Here is a 15,615-nt window from a genome sequence, read left to right on the forward strand (position 1 = left end):
TTCTTCTGGTTCGTCCGGCGCGGTCGCGGCGGGGGCGGAGGTCCGTCCCGTCACTCCGCCGCGTCGGCCTCCGCCTTGGTGTCCGCTCCGGTGGCCGTGGTCCGCGCGCGGGCGATGTCGAGGAACACCTCCTCCAGGGAGGTCCGGCCGTAGCGCGCCAGCAGGGCCGCCGGCGCGCCCCGGTCCACGATGCGCCCCTGCCGCATCATCAGCACGTCGTCGCACAGCCGCTCGACCTCCAGCATGTTGTGCGAGGCCAGCAGGATCGTCGCGCCGGTGCGGGCGCGGTAACGCTCCAGATAGGTGCGGATCCAATCCGCCGTGTCGGGATCGAGCGAGGCGGTCGGTTCGTCGAGCAGCAGGACCTCGGGATCGTTCAGCAAGGCCTTCGCCAGGGCCACCCGCGTTTTCTGGCCGGCCGACAGTCCGCCAGACGGACGATTGAGAAATCGAGCCAGGTCAAGCTGCTCCGCCAGCTCTTGGACGCGCTTTTTGACGCAGGTCAAACCGTAGAGGTGGGCATAGACGGTAAGGTTCTCCCGCACCGTCAACCGATGGGGCAGTTCGACGTAGGGCGAGGAGAAGTTCATGCGCGGAAGCACGGCATGCCGATGGCGCGCCATGTCGACGCCGAGAATGTCCACGCGCCCCGAGGTCGGCAGCAGCACCCCCAGCAGCATGGAGATGGTGGTCGTCTTTCCAGCCCCGTTCCCGCCCAGCAGGCCGGTCACACCGCCGCGCGCCACGGTGAAGGATAGGGAATCGACCGCCGTCACCGTGCCGCCGCCGGGCGTCGGGAACAGCTTGGTCAGCGCCGTCGCGGCGATGGCGGGCGCCGGAGCGACGGAAGGCGGGGCGGCCTCAGCGGCCCCGGCGGGCCGGGGATAAGGGGTGGGCTCAGTCATGGGGACAGGATATGGCCGCCCGCGGCCGAAACGCCAGGGCGGGCTGAACACCCTTAGGTCGTATACCGGCGGGTCGGACATCCGCAAGCCGAACACCAAAAACACGCCAGAGCCGCGGTCCACGCGGCCGGCAACGGGACATTCCGGGGGAACGCCGTCTTGATCGCTCTTGTCTCCAGCCTGCCGGCCACGGTGCCGATGCCGCCGCAATGGTCCCACCCGGACGGGCGGATCACGCTGCGCACCCTCATCCTGATCCGCTGGGTCGCGGTGTTCGGGCAGCTGGCGACGGTCGCCTTCGTCCATCTGGTGCTGGCCTTCCCGCTGCCGCTGGGGCCGGTGCTGGCCGCCGTCAGCGCGTCGGCGCTGCTGAACGTCGTCGCCATGTCCCAGCGCGGCGGACGGCTGCGGCTGGCCGACCGCGACGCGGCCCTGTATCTCAGCTACGACATGCTGCAGCTGACGCTGCTGCTCTACCTGACCGGGGGCCTCAGCAACCCCTTCGCCATCCTGCTGCTGGCGCCGATGACCGTGGGCGCCGCCATCCTGTCGCGCTACAGCACGGTGCTGCTGACCGGGCTGAACCTGATCTGCCTGACCGCGATGGCGCTGTGGCACTTCCCGCTGCCGTGGCAGGAGCCGGTGCGCAGCATGGCGCCGCTCTACGCCTTCGGGGTGTGGCTGTCGCTGTCGGTGTCGGCGCTGTTCATCGCCGGCTACGTCTTCCGCGTCGCCGCCGAGGCGCGGCGCTTCGCCGACGCGCTCGCCGCCTCGCAGGTGGCGCTGGCGCGGGAACAGCGGCTGTCGTCGCTGGGCGCGCTCGCCGCCGCCGCCGCGCATGAGCTGGGCTCGCCGCTCGGCACCATCGCCGTGGTCGCCAAGGAGCTGGCGCACGACCTGCCGCCCGACAGCCCCTACGGCGAGGATGTCGAGCTGCTGCAGAGCCAGGTGATGCGCTGCCGCGAGATCCTGGCCGATCTGGCGCGCAAGCCCGAGGCCGACGGCGGCGACCCGTTCGAGCGGCTGCCGCTGACCACGCTGATCGAGGCCGCCGCCGCCCCGCACCGGCTGGGCCACATTACCCTGACGGTCGAACCGCAGCCCGAAGGCGAGGCCGAGGAACCCGTTCTGCGCCGCAGCCCGGAGGTCATCCACGGGTTGGGCAACTTCATCCAGAACGCCCACCAGTTCGCGCGCCGTCAGGTGACGGTCGCGGCGGCGTGGGACCGGCAGAGCGTCACCGTCACGGTGATGGACGACGGGCCGGGCTTTCCCGCCCATCTGCTGGGGCGGATCGGCGAACCCTATCTGTCGGTTCGCGGCGAGCGGTCCGGCCAGTCCGGCCACATGGGGCTGGGCATTTTCATCGCGCAGACGCTGCTGGAGAAGACCGGCGCGTCCGTCATGTACGGAAACAACAAGGGCGGTGGCGCCCGGATTTCCGTACGCTGGAACACAATCAACGCAAAGAAAGAGGACTAGCGGTGGACAACGCCAAGACCAACGACGAGTTGCTGTCGGGAGACGCCGTCAAGCTCACCTTCACCGGCGACGTGACCCGCAGCCTCCTGATCGTGGACGACGACGCCCCCTTCCGCACGCGGCTGGCCCGCGCGATGGAAAAGCGCGGCTTCAACGTCGTCGCCGTGGACAGCGTGCATCTGGGGATCGAGGTCGCGCAGGAATCGGCGCCCGCCTTCGCGGTGGTCGACCTGCGGCTCGGCGACGGCAGCGGGCTGGACGTGGTGGCGGCGCTGCGCGACGCGCGGCCCGACGCCCGCATCGTCATGCTGACCGGCTACGGCAACATCGCCACGGCGGTGGCGGCGGTGAAGGCGGGGGCGGTCGACTACCTGCCCAAGCCGGCCGATGCCGACGCGGTGGAATCGGCGCTGCTGGCCGACGGGCGCACCCTGCCCCAGCCGCCCGACAACCCGATGTCGGCCGACCGCGTGCGGTGGGAACACATCCAACGCGTCTTCGAGCAGTGCGACCGCAACGTGTCGGAGACCGCCCGCCGCCTGAAGATGCACCGCCGCACGCTCCAGCGCATCCTGAACAAGCACGCGCCCCGCGCTTGAGAAAGCGCCTGCGTCCGCTTGCCCCCTCCCCATCCCTCCCCCGCGTTGCGGGAGAGGGGGCCGGATCCTTGTCAGCGTTCGGCGGAGTTCCCTCTCCCGCGAAAGCGGGGGAGGGTTAGGGAGGAGGCAAGCGGCGCGCGCCTCCTCAGCGCAGCATGGGCTGCGGGGTGGTCGGCAGGCTGGCCGGCAGGATCGGGTACTCGACGCGCGGCTGCTGGCCCGTCAGCGAATGCAGGAAGGCGGTGATCTGGTCGATCTCCGTCTCGTTGAGCTTGGCGCCGAGTTGGCTCGACCCCATCACCGCCACCGCCTGACGCAGATCCCACACCTTGCCGGAATGGAAGTACGGCGCGGTCAGCGCCACGTTGCGCAGGGTCGGCGAGCGGAACACATACTCGTCGTCGGCGGTCTTGGTGACGGCGAAGCGGCCCTTGTCGCCCGGCGGCAGGATGTCGGCGCCCGGCTTCTCGATGACGCCGAAGGGGAAGTAGTCCTGCCCGCCGATGTTCACGCCGTTGTGGCAGGCGGAGCAGCCCTTGTCCATGAACAGCGCCAGCCCGGCCTTCTGCTGGTCGTTCAGCGCGTCGGCCTTGCCCTCCAGGAACTGGTCGAAGGGCGCGGCGGGGGTGGTCAGGGTCGCCTCGAAGGCTTCGATCGCCTTGGCGACGTTGTCGAAGCTGACCGGATTCTTCTCGTTCGGGAAGGCGTCGGCGAACTTGGTCTTGTAGGTCGGGATGCTGGTCAGCACCGCCATCACGCGGTCGGGCGTGCTGTTCATCTCGACGCCGGCCTGGATCGGCCCCTTGGCCTGGGCCTTCAAATCCTCGGCCCGGCCGTCCCAGAACTGGGCGACGTTCAGCACCGCGTTCAGCACGGTCGGCGAATTGCGCGGCCCCTTCTGCCAGCCGTGGCCGACCGAGGTCTCAAGCCCGTCCACCCCGCCGAGGCCGAGGTTGTGACAGGAGTTGCACGAGAAGATGCCGCTGGCCGACAGGCGCGGCTCGAAGAACAGCATCTTGCCGAGATCGATCTTCTCGCGGGTGACGGCGTTGTCCTTCACCACGGGAATCGAGGCGGGCAGCGGCTTGAACAGGTCGCGGGCACGGTCCATCAGCGGGTCGGCGGCCAGCGCGCTCCCCGCGACCAGCAACGCGCCGATCGCCGACACGGTGCCTACGGCCAAGGCCTTGAGTGTGTGTGTCATGGTCGGTGTCCCCCGGCGCAGCCGATTGAACCCACAACCCAGCGTTTCGACCGGGTGAGGGTCGATTGGTCCGAAATCGAAGCTGCGTCCTAGTTGAAGCGGAGCAATCTGGAGCCATTCTAAGCTCGTCGTCCGGCAACCACGGCGCGCGCATTGTCGCAGACAACCTCCGGGGGATTTTTTATGCCGATGCGGCTTAAGAAAATTTCCTCAGGCCGCCGCCCGCACGACAAAGGCGACCAGCCCGGCCGACGCCGCCAGGATGGCGAGCGCCAGGGCCGGCGAGGCGCGGCGCGGCGCCGGAACCGGGGTGGCCACCGTCTTGCGGCCGGTCACCATGGGGCGAATCAGGTTGTCCTTCCTGACCAGCAGATAGGCGAACACCGCCAGCACGTGCAGCCCGGTCAGGATCAGGATGCCGTCGGACAGCAACCGGTGCAGCGTGCCGAGCGCGCCGACGACGGCGCTTGAGGCCAGCGGCACCAGCGGCCCGTCGATCAGAACGTCGTCGCTGGTGAACAGCCCGCTGACCGCCTGGATCCCCAGCGCCAGCAGCAGCGCCACCACCATCAGCGCGCCCAGCGGGTTGTGTCCAAGGGTGGCGCCCTCCGCCGCCGCGCCGCCCGTTCCCTTCCGCCCGAGATAGGCGAGGATGGCGCGCGGTCCCTTCACGAAATCGGCGAAGCGGGCGGTCTGGCTGCCGACCACGCCCCAGACCAGACGGAAAAGCACAAGACTCAGAATTGCTTCCCCTGCCAACATATGCACCCACAGAACATCCATCTTGGCGGAAAGCACCGCGATCGCCACCAGCACCGCCAGCGACCAATGAAAAAGCCGGGTCGGCAGGTCCCAGACAGGGACCTCGCGGGTGCGTTGCTCCCGAGTCGCGGTATGACCACTTGCCATGGCTGGTTCCTCGCTGTGTTTGAGCGCCCTTCATCTGGGGCTGGACCTGGATTTTTTCAGGGCTTGTCCTGGAAACCCCGCCTTTGGGTGGTGGCAAAGGTCGAACCGGGAGTCAACGGGCTTGATGCCGCGCCCGAGCGGCGGATATGAGAATGCAGCGCATCCGCCCCCCAGACTTCAAGGATCCCGAGACCATGCCCGACAAACAGCTTCTCCACCTCGTGTTCGGCGGCGAACTCGTGCGTCCGGATTCCGACCAGTTCGTCGATCCGTCCAAGCTGCACATCGTCGGCATCTTCCCGAGCTACGACGAAGCCTACAAGGCGTGGCGCGGCGCCACCGGGCAGACCATCGACGACGCCCACATCCGCTACTACATCGTCCACATGCACCGCTTCCTCGACCCGGCGGCGGGCGACCACAAGCATTGAGTGGACGATCTCGACGCGCCGGGGCTGGAACATCGTCCGTTCCGGCGCGTTGAGGCGAACCGATGACCGTCTTCTTCACCAGCGACACGCATTTCGGCCATGGCGGCGCGCGCGGCCGCTTCCGCCGCCCCTTCGAGACGACCGCCGCCATGGACGCGGCGATGGCGGAGCGGTGGAACGCCGTGGTCGGGCCGGAAGACGAAGTCTGGCACCTCGGCGACTTCGCCCTGCACCTGACGCCGGACGCGATGGCCGAACGGCTGGAGGGCTTGAACGGCGTCAAGCGCCTGATCGCCGGCAACAACGACGGCCCCGCCACGCTGGCCCTGCCCGGCTGGGCCGAGGTCCGGCACTACGCCGAGCTGACGCTGGACGGCACGCATCTGGTGCTCTGCCACTACCCGTTCCGCACCTGGAACGGCATGCACAGGAAGTCCCTGAACCTGCACGGCCACAGCCACGGCCAGTTGAAGCCGTTGCCCCGTCAGATCGACGTCGGCGTCGATGTCTGGAATTTCCGCCCGGTCACGCTGGCCGAACTGACCGCCCCCCGCCCACGCAAGGCGGCGGGCGAAGCGACGACGGTCACGCCGTCTCTCTGAGCCGCTTGGCCAGCAGATCCAGTGCCGCGTCGGCCGGAACCGGGCGGCCGGTCAGCCAGCCCTGGACCAGGGTGCAGTTGTGGTGGCGCAGGAAATTGGCCTGCTCGGTCTTCTCCACGCCTTCCGCCACCACGTCGAGCCCCAGCATGTCGGCCATGGCGATGATGGTGGTGACGATGCCGGCGTCCTCGCGCTCCAGCGGAACGCCGTTGATGAAGGAGCGGTCGATCTTCAGCGTCGTGATCGGCAGCCGCTTGAGATAGCTGAGCGAGGAATGGCCGGTGCCGAAATCGTCCACCGCCACGCGGATGCCCATCGCCTTCAAGGCGCCCAGCACCGCCAGCGCGTGGTCGAGATCCTGCATCACCGCGCCCTCGGTGATCTCCAGCTCGATGAGTCCCGGCGGCAGACCGTGGCGGTCGACGATGCGCCGAAAATCCTCGGCGGTGCGGTGGCGCAGATGGCGCGGCGAGATGTTGACCGCCACCGGCACCGGGTCCAGCCCCTGGTCCAGCCACGCGCGCTGCTGCCGGCACGCCTCGTCCAGCACCCAGTCGCCGAGCGGGACGATGAAGCCGGTCTCCTCCGCCACCGGGATGAACTCGCCGGGGGAGATCATGCCCTGCCCCGGATTCTCCCAGCGCAACAGGGCCTCGAACCCCTCCAGCGCGAAGTCGATCAGCGAGACCTTCGGCTGGTAGTGCAGCCGGAACTGCCCGTGCGCCAGGGCCGAGCGCAGGTCGCCGTCCAGCGCCAGATGGCGGCGCGCTTGGTCGGCCAGTTCCTTGCGGAAGAAGGCGTGGCGCCGGCCGCCCAGCCGCTTGGCGGCGTAGAGCGCGGTGTCGGCGGATCGGATCAGCTCGTGCGGCTCCTCCGTGTGGTCGGGGAACAGCGCGATGCCGACGGAGGGGCGGACGTAATGCTCGCTGCCGACCAGAGTCACCGGGGTGTCGAAGGCCGCCAGGATGCGCTCGGCGACGGCTGCGGCCTCGGAATCGTCGGCGACCCGCTCCAGGATGACGGCGAAATCGTCGGTGCCGATGCGCCCGACCTGATCGGCGGGTCCCAGCGAGGCCGCGATGCGCCGCGCCACCTCCAGCAGCAGTTCCTCGCCGGCCTGATGGCCCAGCGTGTCGGTCACCAGCTTGAAGCGCGACAGGTCCAGGCAGAGCACGGCGAAACGCCCCCCGGTGCGGCGTCCGCGCTGCACCGCCGCTTCCAGCAGGGTTTCGACCATGGCGCGGTTGGGCAGCCCGGTCAGCCGGTCGCGGGTGGCCAGCCGCATCAGCTCGCGCTCGTGCCGCAGCCGCTGCGTCACGTCGGTCAGCGTGCAGACGAAGCCCGGCTTGCCCCGCACCACCAGCGGCGACACCGCGAGCGACGCCTCGATCCGCCCGCCGGGGCGCTCGACCACCAGCGCCTCGGCGCGCGCCGGGCGGGCGTCCACGTCCGTCATCAGGGACTGGATGCGCGGGCGGTCCGCCTCGGCGAACAAACCGGCCAGCGACCGGCCGCCGAGCCCGTCCGCCCGCCCCGCCGCCGGCACGCCGAACAGGGCGGCGGCCGCCGGGTTGTGCTGCTCGATCCGCCCCTCGGCGTCGAGCAGCAGGATCGCCTCGCCGACGTTGTTCATGATGCCGGCCATGCGTTCGTCGCGCTCGATCAGCGCGACGGCGGAGCGGCGGAAGAACTCCATGGCGCGGGCCATCGCCCCGAACTCGTCGCGGCGGTCGCGGCCGGGAATGTCGACGTCGGTGCGCCCCTCGGTCAGCAGCCGCATGCGGGTGGACAGCCCCTCGATGGGGCCGACGACGTTCTGCGACAGGAAGACCGACAGCGGCCAGCTCGCCACCAGCAGGACCGACAGGAACAGCCCGAAGGCCAGCGCCTCCGTCACGAAGGCGCGTTCGAGATCGTCCAGGTTGCCCGCCGCCACGACGGTCCATCCCCACGGCTCGAAACGCCCCTGGGCGACGACCGCGTGCTCGACCGGCGGCCAGCCGGGCGGGACCACCCCGTCGGTGAAGACCGCAACGTGGAACGGATCGCCGGCCAGCGCGCGCAGGGCCAGCCGTGCCTGCGCCTGCGCGTCGTCGCGCGCGACCGCCCCGGCCTCCACGCCCGCGTTCAGCTCCCGCAGCATGGTGGTGGAGGAGGTCACCAGCGCGCCGGTCGTCCGCTCGCGTTCCGCGATCAGGCCGTGGCGCAGCAGGTAAAGCGCTGGGATCGCCGCCATCAGGCAGCCGATCAGACCGACCCAGGTCAGCCAGCGCATCTTCCGGCGCAGCGTCATGGCTTTGGTGGCGCTCCCCTGCCCGTCCGCTCCGCGGACGGTGTCCTACAAGCAGGTCAAGTTGGCTTTTTCAGGTCTGCCGCGCAATCGCATTCTTCTTCGCGCACGCAATATAAACGGGTCCGATCCGCCTTGCGACGCGCGGGTGCGGCGCTTTGCCTCGCGGTCCCGTTCCATCCGCATGTGTGAATGGAATGCAATCGGGAATCGCAAGGCGCCGCACCCAAAGCGCCGGCCGGGCTCAGCCCCGGCTGGGGTAGAGGCGCTGGAAGCCCTCGGTGACGCGGCCGACCACCGCCGGGTCGCGCTCCCGCCAATAGCGCGGGTCGCGCATCAGCGCCCGCAACTCCGCCTCGCCGTCGCCGCCCGAGGCGCGTCCGGCCGGCAGCGACAGCGCCGCCGGCTCGGTGCCCGACATCATGGAGTGCAGCGCCATGACGCCCTCGTAGGTGGTCGACAGCCCCTCCACCGCGGCGGCGGGCAGGTTCTTGCCCGCCCAGGACAGCAGTTGGCGGGACACCTCGCGCCATTTCTCCTCGCCGCCGAAGCGCGACACCAGCCGTTCGACCTCGCGCTCGGCCTGGAACTCGGCGGCGAGGTGCTGGATCAGCGGCATCATCCGCTCCGCCGCCAGATCGTAGAGAAGCTGCGCCTGGGCGGGGGTGTAGCCAGCCTCGAACAGGCGGCCGTTGATCTCGGCGTCGGGTTCGAACAGGCCATGGTCGCAGGCGACGCAATACCCCTCCGGCGTGTCGGGCGCGCCCAGCGCGCGGCGCAGTTGGACCGGGTCGAGCGCGGCGGGATCGAACGGTGCCGGGGCTTGTGGTTCAGAAGCAGCCGGAGCGGCGGACAGTCGGCGTTCCAGCTCCAGATAGGATTTCAGCAGGGCCTCGACGCGCACGGCGCCGGTCTGCGGGTCGCGGAACTTCTCCGGCACCGGTGGGGGCGCGGGAAGCGCGGCACCGGACGCGGGGACGGTGGAGAGCAGCAGATTGTCGGCCATCGGGCACTCCATGCAGGCAGAAAAGAACGGGAAAAGGCTGGGGGAGGCTCACCGGGTCTGGCCGCGCGCCGTCAGCGCGAGGATCGCGGCGACGAGTTGGCGCTGGCCCTCCAGATGGCGGAGCGCCGCGTCGCTGGCGTCGGGACCAAGCGCCCGTTCGAGCGTCATTGCCTTCAGCGTCGCCAGCACCCGCGCCCCATCGGTTCCGGCGAAGCAGCGGGCGAAGCTGGGGGACGGGTCGTCCGCGCCGCTCGTCGGAGCGGCGGCGGTCCCGTCCAGCCACTCCCAGCCGATCGGGTCAGCCATGGGGCGTCTCCACCGGCAGCGGGGTGGGAAGCGGAGACGGAACCGGCGTGGGTGCGGGAGCAGCGGCGGGCGGGGAAACGGGCACCGGTTTGATCGCCGGTGCGGCGTCCTCCTCGGCGCGGATCAGCTTGGCGGGAACGCCAAAGGCCTCGCCCAGCCAGCGGGCGGTCGCGGCGGCGTCCACCGTCGCGGCGGCCTCCGGCCCCAGCTTCCGCGCGGTGTCGAGCCAGCGCAGGGTCGCCTGCACGTCGCGCTGCGCCTGGGCCTGGGCCAGCGGGGAACGGTGCTGGAGTTCGACCAGCCGGCCGTCCACCGCGATGTCCGGGATCTCGCCCCGACGACGCAGGATGGCGACGGCGCGCAGCAGCAGCGGCGTCAGCATTTCCGCCTGCAAGCGTCCATAGGTGGCGCCGAGCAGCCGGGCCATTTCGGCGGAGCGCTCCATAACCTCGGTGGCGGTCATCCGGGCCTGCTCGATGGGGCCCAGCCGGTCCACCAGCAGGGCGTGGCGGATGCGCCCGCGCAGATCGTCGAGCACCAGCTGCGACACGTCGAACCGGCCGGGGTTGGCGAGCGGCGTCAGCCCGGCCGAGCCGACCGCCTTCGGGATGATTGTCCCCGGCACCAGCCGGATCGTCGCCGGGTTGAGCACCCCGTCGTCGTCGGCCTGCCAGATGCCGGTGACGGCGATGGAGGCGTTCTTCAGCACCAGCTCGACCACCTTGTTGGCGGTCTTGATGTCGGGCAAAGCCTTCATCACCGGGGAGCGGCCATAGGTCTCGCCCGGCGCCTTCAGCCAGCGGAAGTTGACGAAGGGCGACTGGGCGAAGCGCCCCTGCGCCAGCCAGGACGGATCGGCCAGACCGCTGTCCAGCACCACCGCCCAGCGGTAGGCGGTGCCATCGGGCAGCACCGCCTCGACCAGGGGGAAGCGCGCGTCCGGCTCCTCGGCGCCGCGCTCGCGCAGTTCGCCGGGCAGATCGGCGGCGGGGAAGCGGTGGAGGATCTGGGCCAGCGTCGCCTCGCTGCGGCGGAAGGTGCCGTCGAGGCGACCGTCCGGCCCCTCCTCCAGCACCGCCTCGGCCAGCGGCACGGCGGTGAAGCGCAAGCTCGACGGCGAGCCGGGGGCGGCCTCCTCCATCAGCAGGCTGGCGGTGCCGACGGTGACGAGGTCGAGGAAGGCCTGATGCACCTCGACCGCGAAGTTGGAGCGGTCGACATGCGCCTGAACGATCCCGGCGGCACGGTCGAGCATCGGCGCCACGCGGTCGCGCTCCGCGCCGGTCAGGGCCGGGCCGGGCTGGAAGCCGAACCAGCGCGACCAGGGCGGCGTCAGCTCCGACAGAAGGCTGGCGGCGAGTTGCTCCACCGCGTCGGGGGCGGTGCCGTCGAATAGGCGGTCGACCCGCCGCTCGCCCGGCGTGCCGGTGCCTCGGAAGGGCCGGCCGTTAGGCAGCGCGTGGTCGTAGCATTCCTGCCAATGGCTCTCCCAGACGGAGCGGCGTTCGCGCGCGGCGCGGTAGCGGTCGAGCAGAGCCTCCGGTTCGGACGGCTCGGCCCCCCGGCGGCGTTTCGGGGCGGTGGCATCGGGCATCGGGGCGGCCTCCATTAAACGCTGGAATCGGAGCGGGTCAGGTGGCGGTGCAGTTGCCAGGGCGTCAGCACCAGAGGGGCGTGCAGGCCGAGCAGGCGCTTGACCGCCTCGACGCAGGTGAACGGTCCCCAGGGCGCCGGCCGGGTCAGGCCGCGCCGCACCGGGGCGGCGACCACCGTCAGGCCGAGGTCGCGGTACCAACCCGGCACGTCGTGGGACGCGGGCAGGTCGAGCACGGCGACGTCGGTGAAGGGCGCCAGCGGATCGACCACCACCCAATGCCGTCCGTCGTTCAGCAAGGCGAGGCAGTGGCGGAAGCCCGGCCGCAGCGCCCGCAACCACCACAGCGGCGCATCGCCCCGGAACACCACCCAGGCCGCCGGGGCGGGAAGCCCGGCGGGAGCGGGGGCCTCGCTCATCGTGCGATGCCTTTTTGGCGCAGCACCGGGGTGACCCGGTCGAACGCCTCGCGCCACAACAGATGGGCGCGCTGCTCCCGGTGGCGTCCGGGGTCGGGCGCGCTCAGGCGGCGGCCGTAGTGGACCAGCACGTGCAGATGGTCGCGGATGAGCTGGCGGTTGCGGTAGAGCCGGTCGACGACGCGCAGGATGTCGGCCGGCTCGCAGGGACGCTGCACCAGACCGCGCCCGGCGACGACCCGCGCCCCCGCCGTCTTGGCGTCCTGCGCCTGGACCGACCAGAACCACGCCTCCTCACCGCTGTCGAAAGGAGTGCCTTCTGCACTGTAGGGAGTGGAGGCCGTGCCGACGACGGTGGAGGCAGCGGCGGAGAATGCGGCGAACTGGGACGGCATGGTCGTCTCCCTGGCTGAGGAGCGCTTGCGCGCGAAAGCTTTTCCGGCCACCAGCGTTTCGCGAAATCAGACCTTGGGGTCCGATCCCTCGCGGTTTGGTGGCGCTTGCGTTCGCCTTATGTTCCGATTAAATTCCTCGGTCAACGGTTTTATGAAAAAGTTCCTAGGGACGGCCGACTCGGATTATGAGATTATCGTCCCATGTTGAAACACACGGACATCTGGCGGGCCATCGACCGCCTCGCGGCGACGCATGAGCTCTCGGCATCGGGGCTGGCGCGGCGGGCCGGGCTGGATCCGACGACCTTCAACAAGAGCAAGCGCACCACCGGCGACGGCAAGCTGCGCTGGCCCTCGACCGAAAGCATCTCCAAGGTGCTGGACGCGACGGGCGCCTCCCTGTCGGAGTTCGTCAGCCTGATCGGCGAGAGCGCCGGGCCGGGATCGTTGCAGCGGGTTCCGGTGATCGGCTACGCCCAGGCGGGCAGCGCCGGCTACTTCACCGACGCCGGCTATCCGGCCGGCAGCGGCTGGGACGAGCTGATGTTCCCCGACCTCGGCGACCCGTCGGCCTACGCGCTGGAAATCGCCGGCGACAGCATGGAGCCGGTCTACCGCGACGGCGACACCATCATCGTGTCCCCGGCGGCGCAGATCCGCCGCAACGACCGCGTCGTCGTCCGCACGCGCGGCGGCGAGGTGATGGCCAAGCAACTGCTCCGCGAGACCGCGACGAAGATCGAGCTTCTGTCGATCAACCGCGCCCACCCCGACCGCAGCATCCCGCGCACCGAGATCGCCTGGATGGCGCGGATCATCTGGGCCAGCCAATAAAGATTCCGGTTTTCTGGAAAGGGTGTCGGGTCCTAAGCAGGATTGTGGGCATCCGGTGACGGTTGCCCCCACCCCATCCCTCCCCCGCTTCGCAGAGGAGGGGGTAGGAACCTTGTCGGTGTTTAGCGCGAGTCCCCTCCCCTGCCCAGCGAGGGAGGGTCAGGGTGGGGGCAAGCGGGGGCGCACCCCGGCAATCTTAATTAGGATGATAATCCTTTAAACTCGCCCCGGCTGGGGCTACCCTCCGCCGCATGGATCACGCGCCCACACCCGACCTCGACGCCCTGCATCGCCGTTACGACGGCCCGGCCCCCGCCGGGGCGTTGCGCAAGGCGCGGCTTGGCGGCACCGCGCGTGCCGATGCCCTGCGCCGTTCCGCCATCCTCGCCCTGCACGACACCCTGGCGGCCGAGGCCCGGCTGGGCGTCGCCCGGCGCCGGGAACTCCTGTCCTGGGCGGACAGCGCCAGCGACGCGTGGCTGGCCCGGCTGGCCGCCACGCTGGCGCATCACCGCCACGCCGCCGTCGCGCTGCGGCTCAGCGGAACGCGTATTCCCAATAGAGCGCCCGCGCCCGCTTGAAGGCCGGTCCGGGGGCGAAGGCGCGGTCCTCGACCTTGGTCACCGGCACGCATTTGGCGTGGTTGCCGGTGGAGAACACCTCGTCGGCGTCGAACAGGTCGTTCGGCGTCAGGGTGCATTCCTCGACGGTGAAGCCGTCCGCCCGCAGCAGGGCGATGACGCGCTGGCGGGTGATGCCGTTCAGGAAGCAGCCGTTGGGCACCGGCGTCCGCACCACCCCGTCCTTGGCGACGAACAGGTTGGAGGTCGCGAACTCCGCGACGTTGCCGATGGCGTCGAGCATGACCGCGTTCTGGAAGCCGCGCTTGCGCGCCTCGGTCAACGCCAGCGCGGCGTTGGGGTATAGGCAAGCCGCCTTGGCCTCGGTCGGCGCCATCGACGGCGGCGGGCGGCGGCGGGAGGAGACGCAGGCGGTGAAGCCGGTCGGCGCCGGCAGGGGATCCTCGTGGATGGTCAGGACGAAACGGGTCGTCTCCGGATCCGGGGCGACGAAGCCCTCCTCCGCGAAGAACATCGGGCGGATGTAGAGTTCGGCGTCCTTGGGGAAGCGACGGATGCCGTCCCAGCACAGCTCCTCGATCTCGCCGGCCGTCACCATCGGCGCCAGCCCCATGGCGAGCGCCGAGCGGATCGACCGCGCGCAGTGCAGATCGAGGTCGGGGGCGACACCCTGGAAGAACCGCGCCCCGTCGAAGATCACCGAGGACAGCCAGAGCGCGTGCGACAGCGGCCCGACGATCGGGGGATTCCCCTCCATCCATTCGCCCTGCACCCAGCTCCACGCCTGACCCGTTGTACCGCCCATGATGCCGTTTCCTTCCCTCGCTTGATGTGAATCGTTCTTGGTCGTTCCCCCGAAGAGGATACCCCCTCATCGCCACGGGTCAACCGATGCGGATGGGAGCGTCCGGGCTGCCCGGCGGTTGTTGAGGTGAGACACGCACCAACCGTAGGAGCCCCGCCACAATGTCCTGGATTTCCCCCACCCCCGGCCCGCAGCCATTGCGCGCCGCCCCTCCCCGTCCTCAACCGCGTCCGAACGAGGATGTCCCGAACTTCGACGGGCCGCTGACCGACAACCCCGACCTGCCCGATCCGGGCGGCCCCGGCACGACCATGCCCCCGGTGCCGGGCGGCGACCTGCCGCCGTCGCAGCCGACGGATCCGGATTTCCGCTGACGCCACGCCTCCAAACGCGAACGAGGCGCCCCTTGCGGGGCGCCTCGCCGTGTCTCCGGATCGCGTCGCTGACGAAAAATCAGCGGCGGACCACCATCAGCTTCTTGATCTCGGCGATGGCCTTGGCGGGGTTGAGACCCTTCGGGCACGCCTTGGTGCAGTTCATGATGGTGTGGCAACGGTAGAGACGGAACGGATCCTCGAGGTTGTCGAGGCGCTCGCCCGTCATCTCGTCGCGGCTGTCGACGATCCAGCGGTAGGCCTGCAGGAGGATCGACGGGCCGAGGTAGCGGTCGCCGTTCCACCAGTAGCTGGGGCATGAGGTCGAGCAGCAGAAGCACAGGATGCACTCGTAGAGGCCGTCCAGCTTGGCGCGGTCCTCCGGCGACTGCAGCCGCTCGCGGCTCGGCGCCGGGGACTGGCTTTGCAGCCACGGCTTGATCGAGGCGAGCTGCGCGTAGATGTGCTTCAGGTCGGGGACGAGATCCTTCACCACCGGCATGTGCGGCAGCGGGTAGATCGCGACGTCGCCCTTCACGTCCTCGATGGCCTTCAGGCAGGCCAGCGTGTTCGTGCCGTCGATGTTCATCGCGCAGGAGCCGCAGATGCCCTCGCGGCAGGATCGCCGGAAGGTCAGCGTGCTGTCGACCTGGTTCTTGATGTAGATGATCGCGTCGAGGATCATCGGCCCGAACTTGTCGAGATCGACGATGTAGGTGTCGACGCGCGGGTTCTGGCCGTCGTCCGGGTTCCAGCGGTAGATCTTGAAGGTCTTCGCCCGCTTGGCGCCGTTCGCGACGTTGATGGTCTTGCCGACACCGACCCGGGAGTTGGCTGGCAGGTTCAATTCGACCATGTTAGCTATCCTTGCCTTGAGCG

Annotated in this window: 18 protein-coding genes; 7 read left to right on the forward strand and 11 right to left on the reverse strand. The window is 69.9% G+C overall.

Features of this window, described 5'->3' with window-relative positions; genetic code table 11:
- Positions 1 to 50 precede the first annotated feature (50 nt).
- Positions 51 to 905 (reverse strand): ABC transporter ATP-binding protein, encoded by an 855-nt coding sequence (locus EJ913_RS02205; RefSeq protein ID WP_126994334.1) that lies wholly within the window; start codon positions 903 to 905, stop codon positions 51 to 53.
- 159 nt (positions 906 to 1,064) lie between these two features.
- On the opposite strand from EJ913_RS02205, the gene EJ913_RS02210 reads away from it, so the two are divergent.
- Together EJ913_RS02210 and EJ913_RS02215 are read left to right on the forward strand one after the other, a co-directional pair.
- Positions 1,065 to 2,387, forward strand: a complete 1,323-nt coding sequence (locus EJ913_RS02210; protein WP_244939210.1) for an ActS/PrrB/RegB family redox-sensitive histidine kinase — start codon at positions 1,065 to 1,067, stop codon at positions 2,385 to 2,387.
- A gap of 2 nt (positions 2,388 to 2,389) precedes the next feature.
- Entirely contained in the window at positions 2,390 to 2,986 is a 597-nt protein-coding gene (locus EJ913_RS02215) for an ActR/PrrA/RegA family redox response regulator transcription factor (RefSeq protein ID WP_425321103.1), read from the forward strand.
- A 145-nt stretch (positions 2,987 to 3,131) separates the two neighbouring features.
- Here the strand turns inward: EJ913_RS02215 and EJ913_RS02220 are convergent, their stop codons facing one another.
- Together EJ913_RS02220 and EJ913_RS02225 are read right to left on the reverse strand one after the other, a co-directional pair.
- The gene (locus tag EJ913_RS02220) at positions 3,132 to 4,190 is read right to left on the reverse strand and encodes a cytochrome-c peroxidase (protein ID WP_126994335.1); all 1,059 of its coding nucleotides are present in this window, start codon (positions 4,188 to 4,190) and stop codon (positions 3,132 to 3,134) included.
- A 210-nt stretch (positions 4,191 to 4,400) separates the two neighbouring features.
- Positions 4,401 to 5,099: a cytochrome b/b6 domain-containing protein gene (locus tag EJ913_RS02225; protein WP_126994336.1), complete on the reverse strand. Its 699-nt coding sequence runs from the start codon at positions 5,097 to 5,099 to the stop codon at positions 4,401 to 4,403.
- Between the two features lie 194 nt (positions 5,100 to 5,293).
- Here EJ913_RS02225 and EJ913_RS02230 point away from each other — a divergent pair, with 194 nt between their 5' ends.
- Positions 5,294 to 5,530 carry a DUF4170 domain-containing protein gene (locus tag EJ913_RS02230; protein WP_126994338.1) on the forward strand — a complete coding sequence of 79 codons (237 nt, stop codon included), beginning with the start codon at positions 5,294 to 5,296 and terminating at the stop codon, positions 5,528 to 5,530.
- Between the two features lie 62 nt (positions 5,531 to 5,592).
- Complete coding sequence (locus tag EJ913_RS02235; protein ID WP_126994340.1) at positions 5,593 to 6,132, forward strand: metallophosphoesterase family protein; 540 nt, start codon at positions 5,593 to 5,595, stop codon at positions 6,130 to 6,132.
- Here EJ913_RS02235 and EJ913_RS02240 read toward each other — a convergent pair.
- The 6 genes from EJ913_RS02240 to EJ913_RS02265 form a co-directional block, all read right to left on the reverse strand.
- Complete coding sequence (locus EJ913_RS02240) at positions 6,116 to 8,425, reverse strand: putative bifunctional diguanylate cyclase/phosphodiesterase (protein WP_126994342.1); 2,310 nt, start codon at positions 8,423 to 8,425, stop codon at positions 6,116 to 6,118. The two genes, EJ913_RS02235 and EJ913_RS02240, sit on opposite strands and share 17 nt — an antisense overlap.
- 241 nt (positions 8,426 to 8,666) lie before the next feature.
- On the reverse strand, positions 8,667 to 9,428 hold the full coding sequence (locus EJ913_RS02245) for a capsid assembly protein (RefSeq protein ID WP_126994344.1): 762 nt from the start codon (positions 9,426 to 9,428) through the stop codon (positions 8,667 to 8,669).
- A 48-nt stretch (positions 9,429 to 9,476) separates the two neighbouring features.
- Complete coding sequence (locus EJ913_RS02250) at positions 9,477 to 9,734, reverse strand: Bbp19 family protein (protein WP_126994346.1); 258 nt, start codon at positions 9,732 to 9,734, stop codon at positions 9,477 to 9,479.
- Positions 9,727 to 11,328 (reverse strand): portal protein, encoded by a 1,602-nt coding sequence (locus tag EJ913_RS02255; RefSeq protein WP_126994348.1) that lies wholly within the window; start codon positions 11,326 to 11,328, stop codon positions 9,727 to 9,729. The genes EJ913_RS02250 and EJ913_RS02255 overlap by 8 nt, the downstream gene beginning before the upstream one ends.
- Before the next feature lie 14 nt (positions 11,329 to 11,342).
- Positions 11,343 to 11,747: a hypothetical protein gene (locus EJ913_RS02260; RefSeq protein WP_126994350.1), complete on the reverse strand. Its 405-nt coding sequence runs from the start codon at positions 11,745 to 11,747 to the stop codon at positions 11,343 to 11,345.
- Positions 11,744 to 12,142: a hypothetical protein gene (locus EJ913_RS02265; RefSeq protein ID WP_238520006.1), complete on the reverse strand. Its 399-nt coding sequence runs from the start codon at positions 12,140 to 12,142 to the stop codon at positions 11,744 to 11,746. The genes EJ913_RS02260 and EJ913_RS02265 overlap by 4 nt, the downstream gene beginning before the upstream one ends.
- A gap of 201 nt (positions 12,143 to 12,343) precedes the next feature.
- Here EJ913_RS02265 and EJ913_RS02270 point away from each other — a divergent pair, with 201 nt between their 5' ends.
- Together EJ913_RS02270 and EJ913_RS02275 are read left to right on the forward strand one after the other, a co-directional pair.
- The gene (locus EJ913_RS02270; protein WP_126994352.1) at positions 12,344 to 12,976 is read left to right on the forward strand and encodes a S24 family peptidase; all 633 of its coding nucleotides are present in this window, start codon (positions 12,344 to 12,346) and stop codon (positions 12,974 to 12,976) included.
- 251 nt (positions 12,977 to 13,227) lie between these two features.
- Positions 13,228 to 13,557, forward strand: a complete 330-nt coding sequence (locus tag EJ913_RS02275; RefSeq protein WP_238520005.1) for a hypothetical protein — start codon at positions 13,228 to 13,230, stop codon at positions 13,555 to 13,557.
- Here EJ913_RS02275 and EJ913_RS02280 read toward each other — a convergent pair.
- Entirely contained in the window at positions 13,514 to 14,362 is an 849-nt protein-coding gene (locus EJ913_RS02280) for a branched-chain amino acid aminotransferase (protein WP_126994354.1), read from the reverse strand. The genes EJ913_RS02275 and EJ913_RS02280 overlap by 44 nt on opposite strands.
- A 161-nt stretch (positions 14,363 to 14,523) precedes the next feature.
- Between EJ913_RS02280 and EJ913_RS02285 the strand changes: the two genes are divergently transcribed.
- On the forward strand, positions 14,524 to 14,736 hold the full coding sequence (locus tag EJ913_RS02285; RefSeq protein WP_126994356.1) for a hypothetical protein: 213 nt from the start codon (positions 14,524 to 14,526) through the stop codon (positions 14,734 to 14,736).
- Positions 14,737 to 14,815: 79 nt separating this feature from the next.
- Here the strand turns inward: EJ913_RS02285 and EJ913_RS02290 are convergent, their stop codons facing one another.
- Positions 14,816 to 15,592: a succinate dehydrogenase iron-sulfur subunit gene (locus EJ913_RS02290; RefSeq protein ID WP_126994358.1), complete on the reverse strand. Its 777-nt coding sequence runs from the start codon at positions 15,590 to 15,592 to the stop codon at positions 14,816 to 14,818.
- Positions 15,593 to 15,615 lie beyond the last annotated feature (23 nt).

It is taken from the genome of Azospirillum doebereinerae, from assembly GCF_003989665.1.
GTDB classification, from domain to species: domain Bacteria; phylum Pseudomonadota; class Alphaproteobacteria; order Azospirillales; family Azospirillaceae; genus Azospirillum; species Azospirillum doebereinerae.

Excerpts from the sequence above, each read along its gene's own strand:
- EJ913_RS02205 (WP_126994334.1), bottom strand. The coding sequence starts at position 905 with ATGACTGAGCCCACCCCTTATCCCCGGCCCGCCGGGGCCGCTGAGGCC.
- EJ913_RS02220 (WP_126994335.1), bottom strand. The coding sequence starts at position 4,190 with ATGACACACACACTCAAGGCCTTGGCCGTAGGCACCGTGTCGGCGATC.
- EJ913_RS02225 (WP_126994336.1), bottom strand. The coding sequence starts at position 5,099 with ATGGCAAGTGGTCATACCGCGACTCGGGAGCAACGCACCCGCGAGGTC.
- EJ913_RS02230 (WP_126994338.1), top strand. The coding sequence starts at position 5,294 with ATGCCCGACAAACAGCTTCTCCACCTCGTGTTCGGCGGCGAACTCGTG.
- EJ913_RS02235 (WP_126994340.1), top strand. The coding sequence starts at position 5,593 with ATGACCGTCTTCTTCACCAGCGACACGCATTTCGGCCATGGCGGCGCG.
- EJ913_RS02240 (WP_126994342.1), bottom strand. The coding sequence starts at position 8,425 with ATGACGCTGCGCCGGAAGATGCGCTGGCTGACCTGGGTCGGTCTGATC.
- EJ913_RS02245 (WP_126994344.1), bottom strand. The coding sequence starts at position 9,428 with ATGGCCGACAATCTGCTGCTCTCCACCGTCCCCGCGTCCGGTGCCGCG.
- EJ913_RS02250 (WP_126994346.1), bottom strand. The coding sequence starts at position 9,734 with ATGGCTGACCCGATCGGCTGGGAGTGGCTGGACGGGACCGCCGCCGCT.
- EJ913_RS02255 (WP_126994348.1), bottom strand. The coding sequence starts at position 11,328 with ATGCCCGATGCCACCGCCCCGAAACGCCGCCGGGGGGCCGAGCCGTCC.
- EJ913_RS02260 (WP_126994350.1), bottom strand. The coding sequence starts at position 11,747 with ATGAGCGAGGCCCCCGCTCCCGCCGGGCTTCCCGCCCCGGCGGCCTGG.
- EJ913_RS02265 (WP_238520006.1), bottom strand. The coding sequence starts at position 12,142 with ATGCCGTCCCAGTTCGCCGCATTCTCCGCCGCTGCCTCCACCGTCGTC.
- EJ913_RS02270 (WP_126994352.1), top strand. The coding sequence starts at position 12,344 with ATGTTGAAACACACGGACATCTGGCGGGCCATCGACCGCCTCGCGGCG.
- EJ913_RS02275 (WP_238520005.1), top strand. The coding sequence starts at position 13,228 with ATGGATCACGCGCCCACACCCGACCTCGACGCCCTGCATCGCCGTTAC.
- EJ913_RS02280 (WP_126994354.1), bottom strand. The coding sequence starts at position 14,362 with ATGGGCGGTACAACGGGTCAGGCGTGGAGCTGGGTGCAGGGCGAATGG.
- EJ913_RS02285 (WP_126994356.1), top strand. The coding sequence starts at position 14,524 with ATGTCCTGGATTTCCCCCACCCCCGGCCCGCAGCCATTGCGCGCCGCC.
- EJ913_RS02290 (WP_126994358.1), bottom strand. The coding sequence starts at position 15,592 with ATGGTCGAATTGAACCTGCCAGCCAACTCCCGGGTCGGTGTCGGCAAG.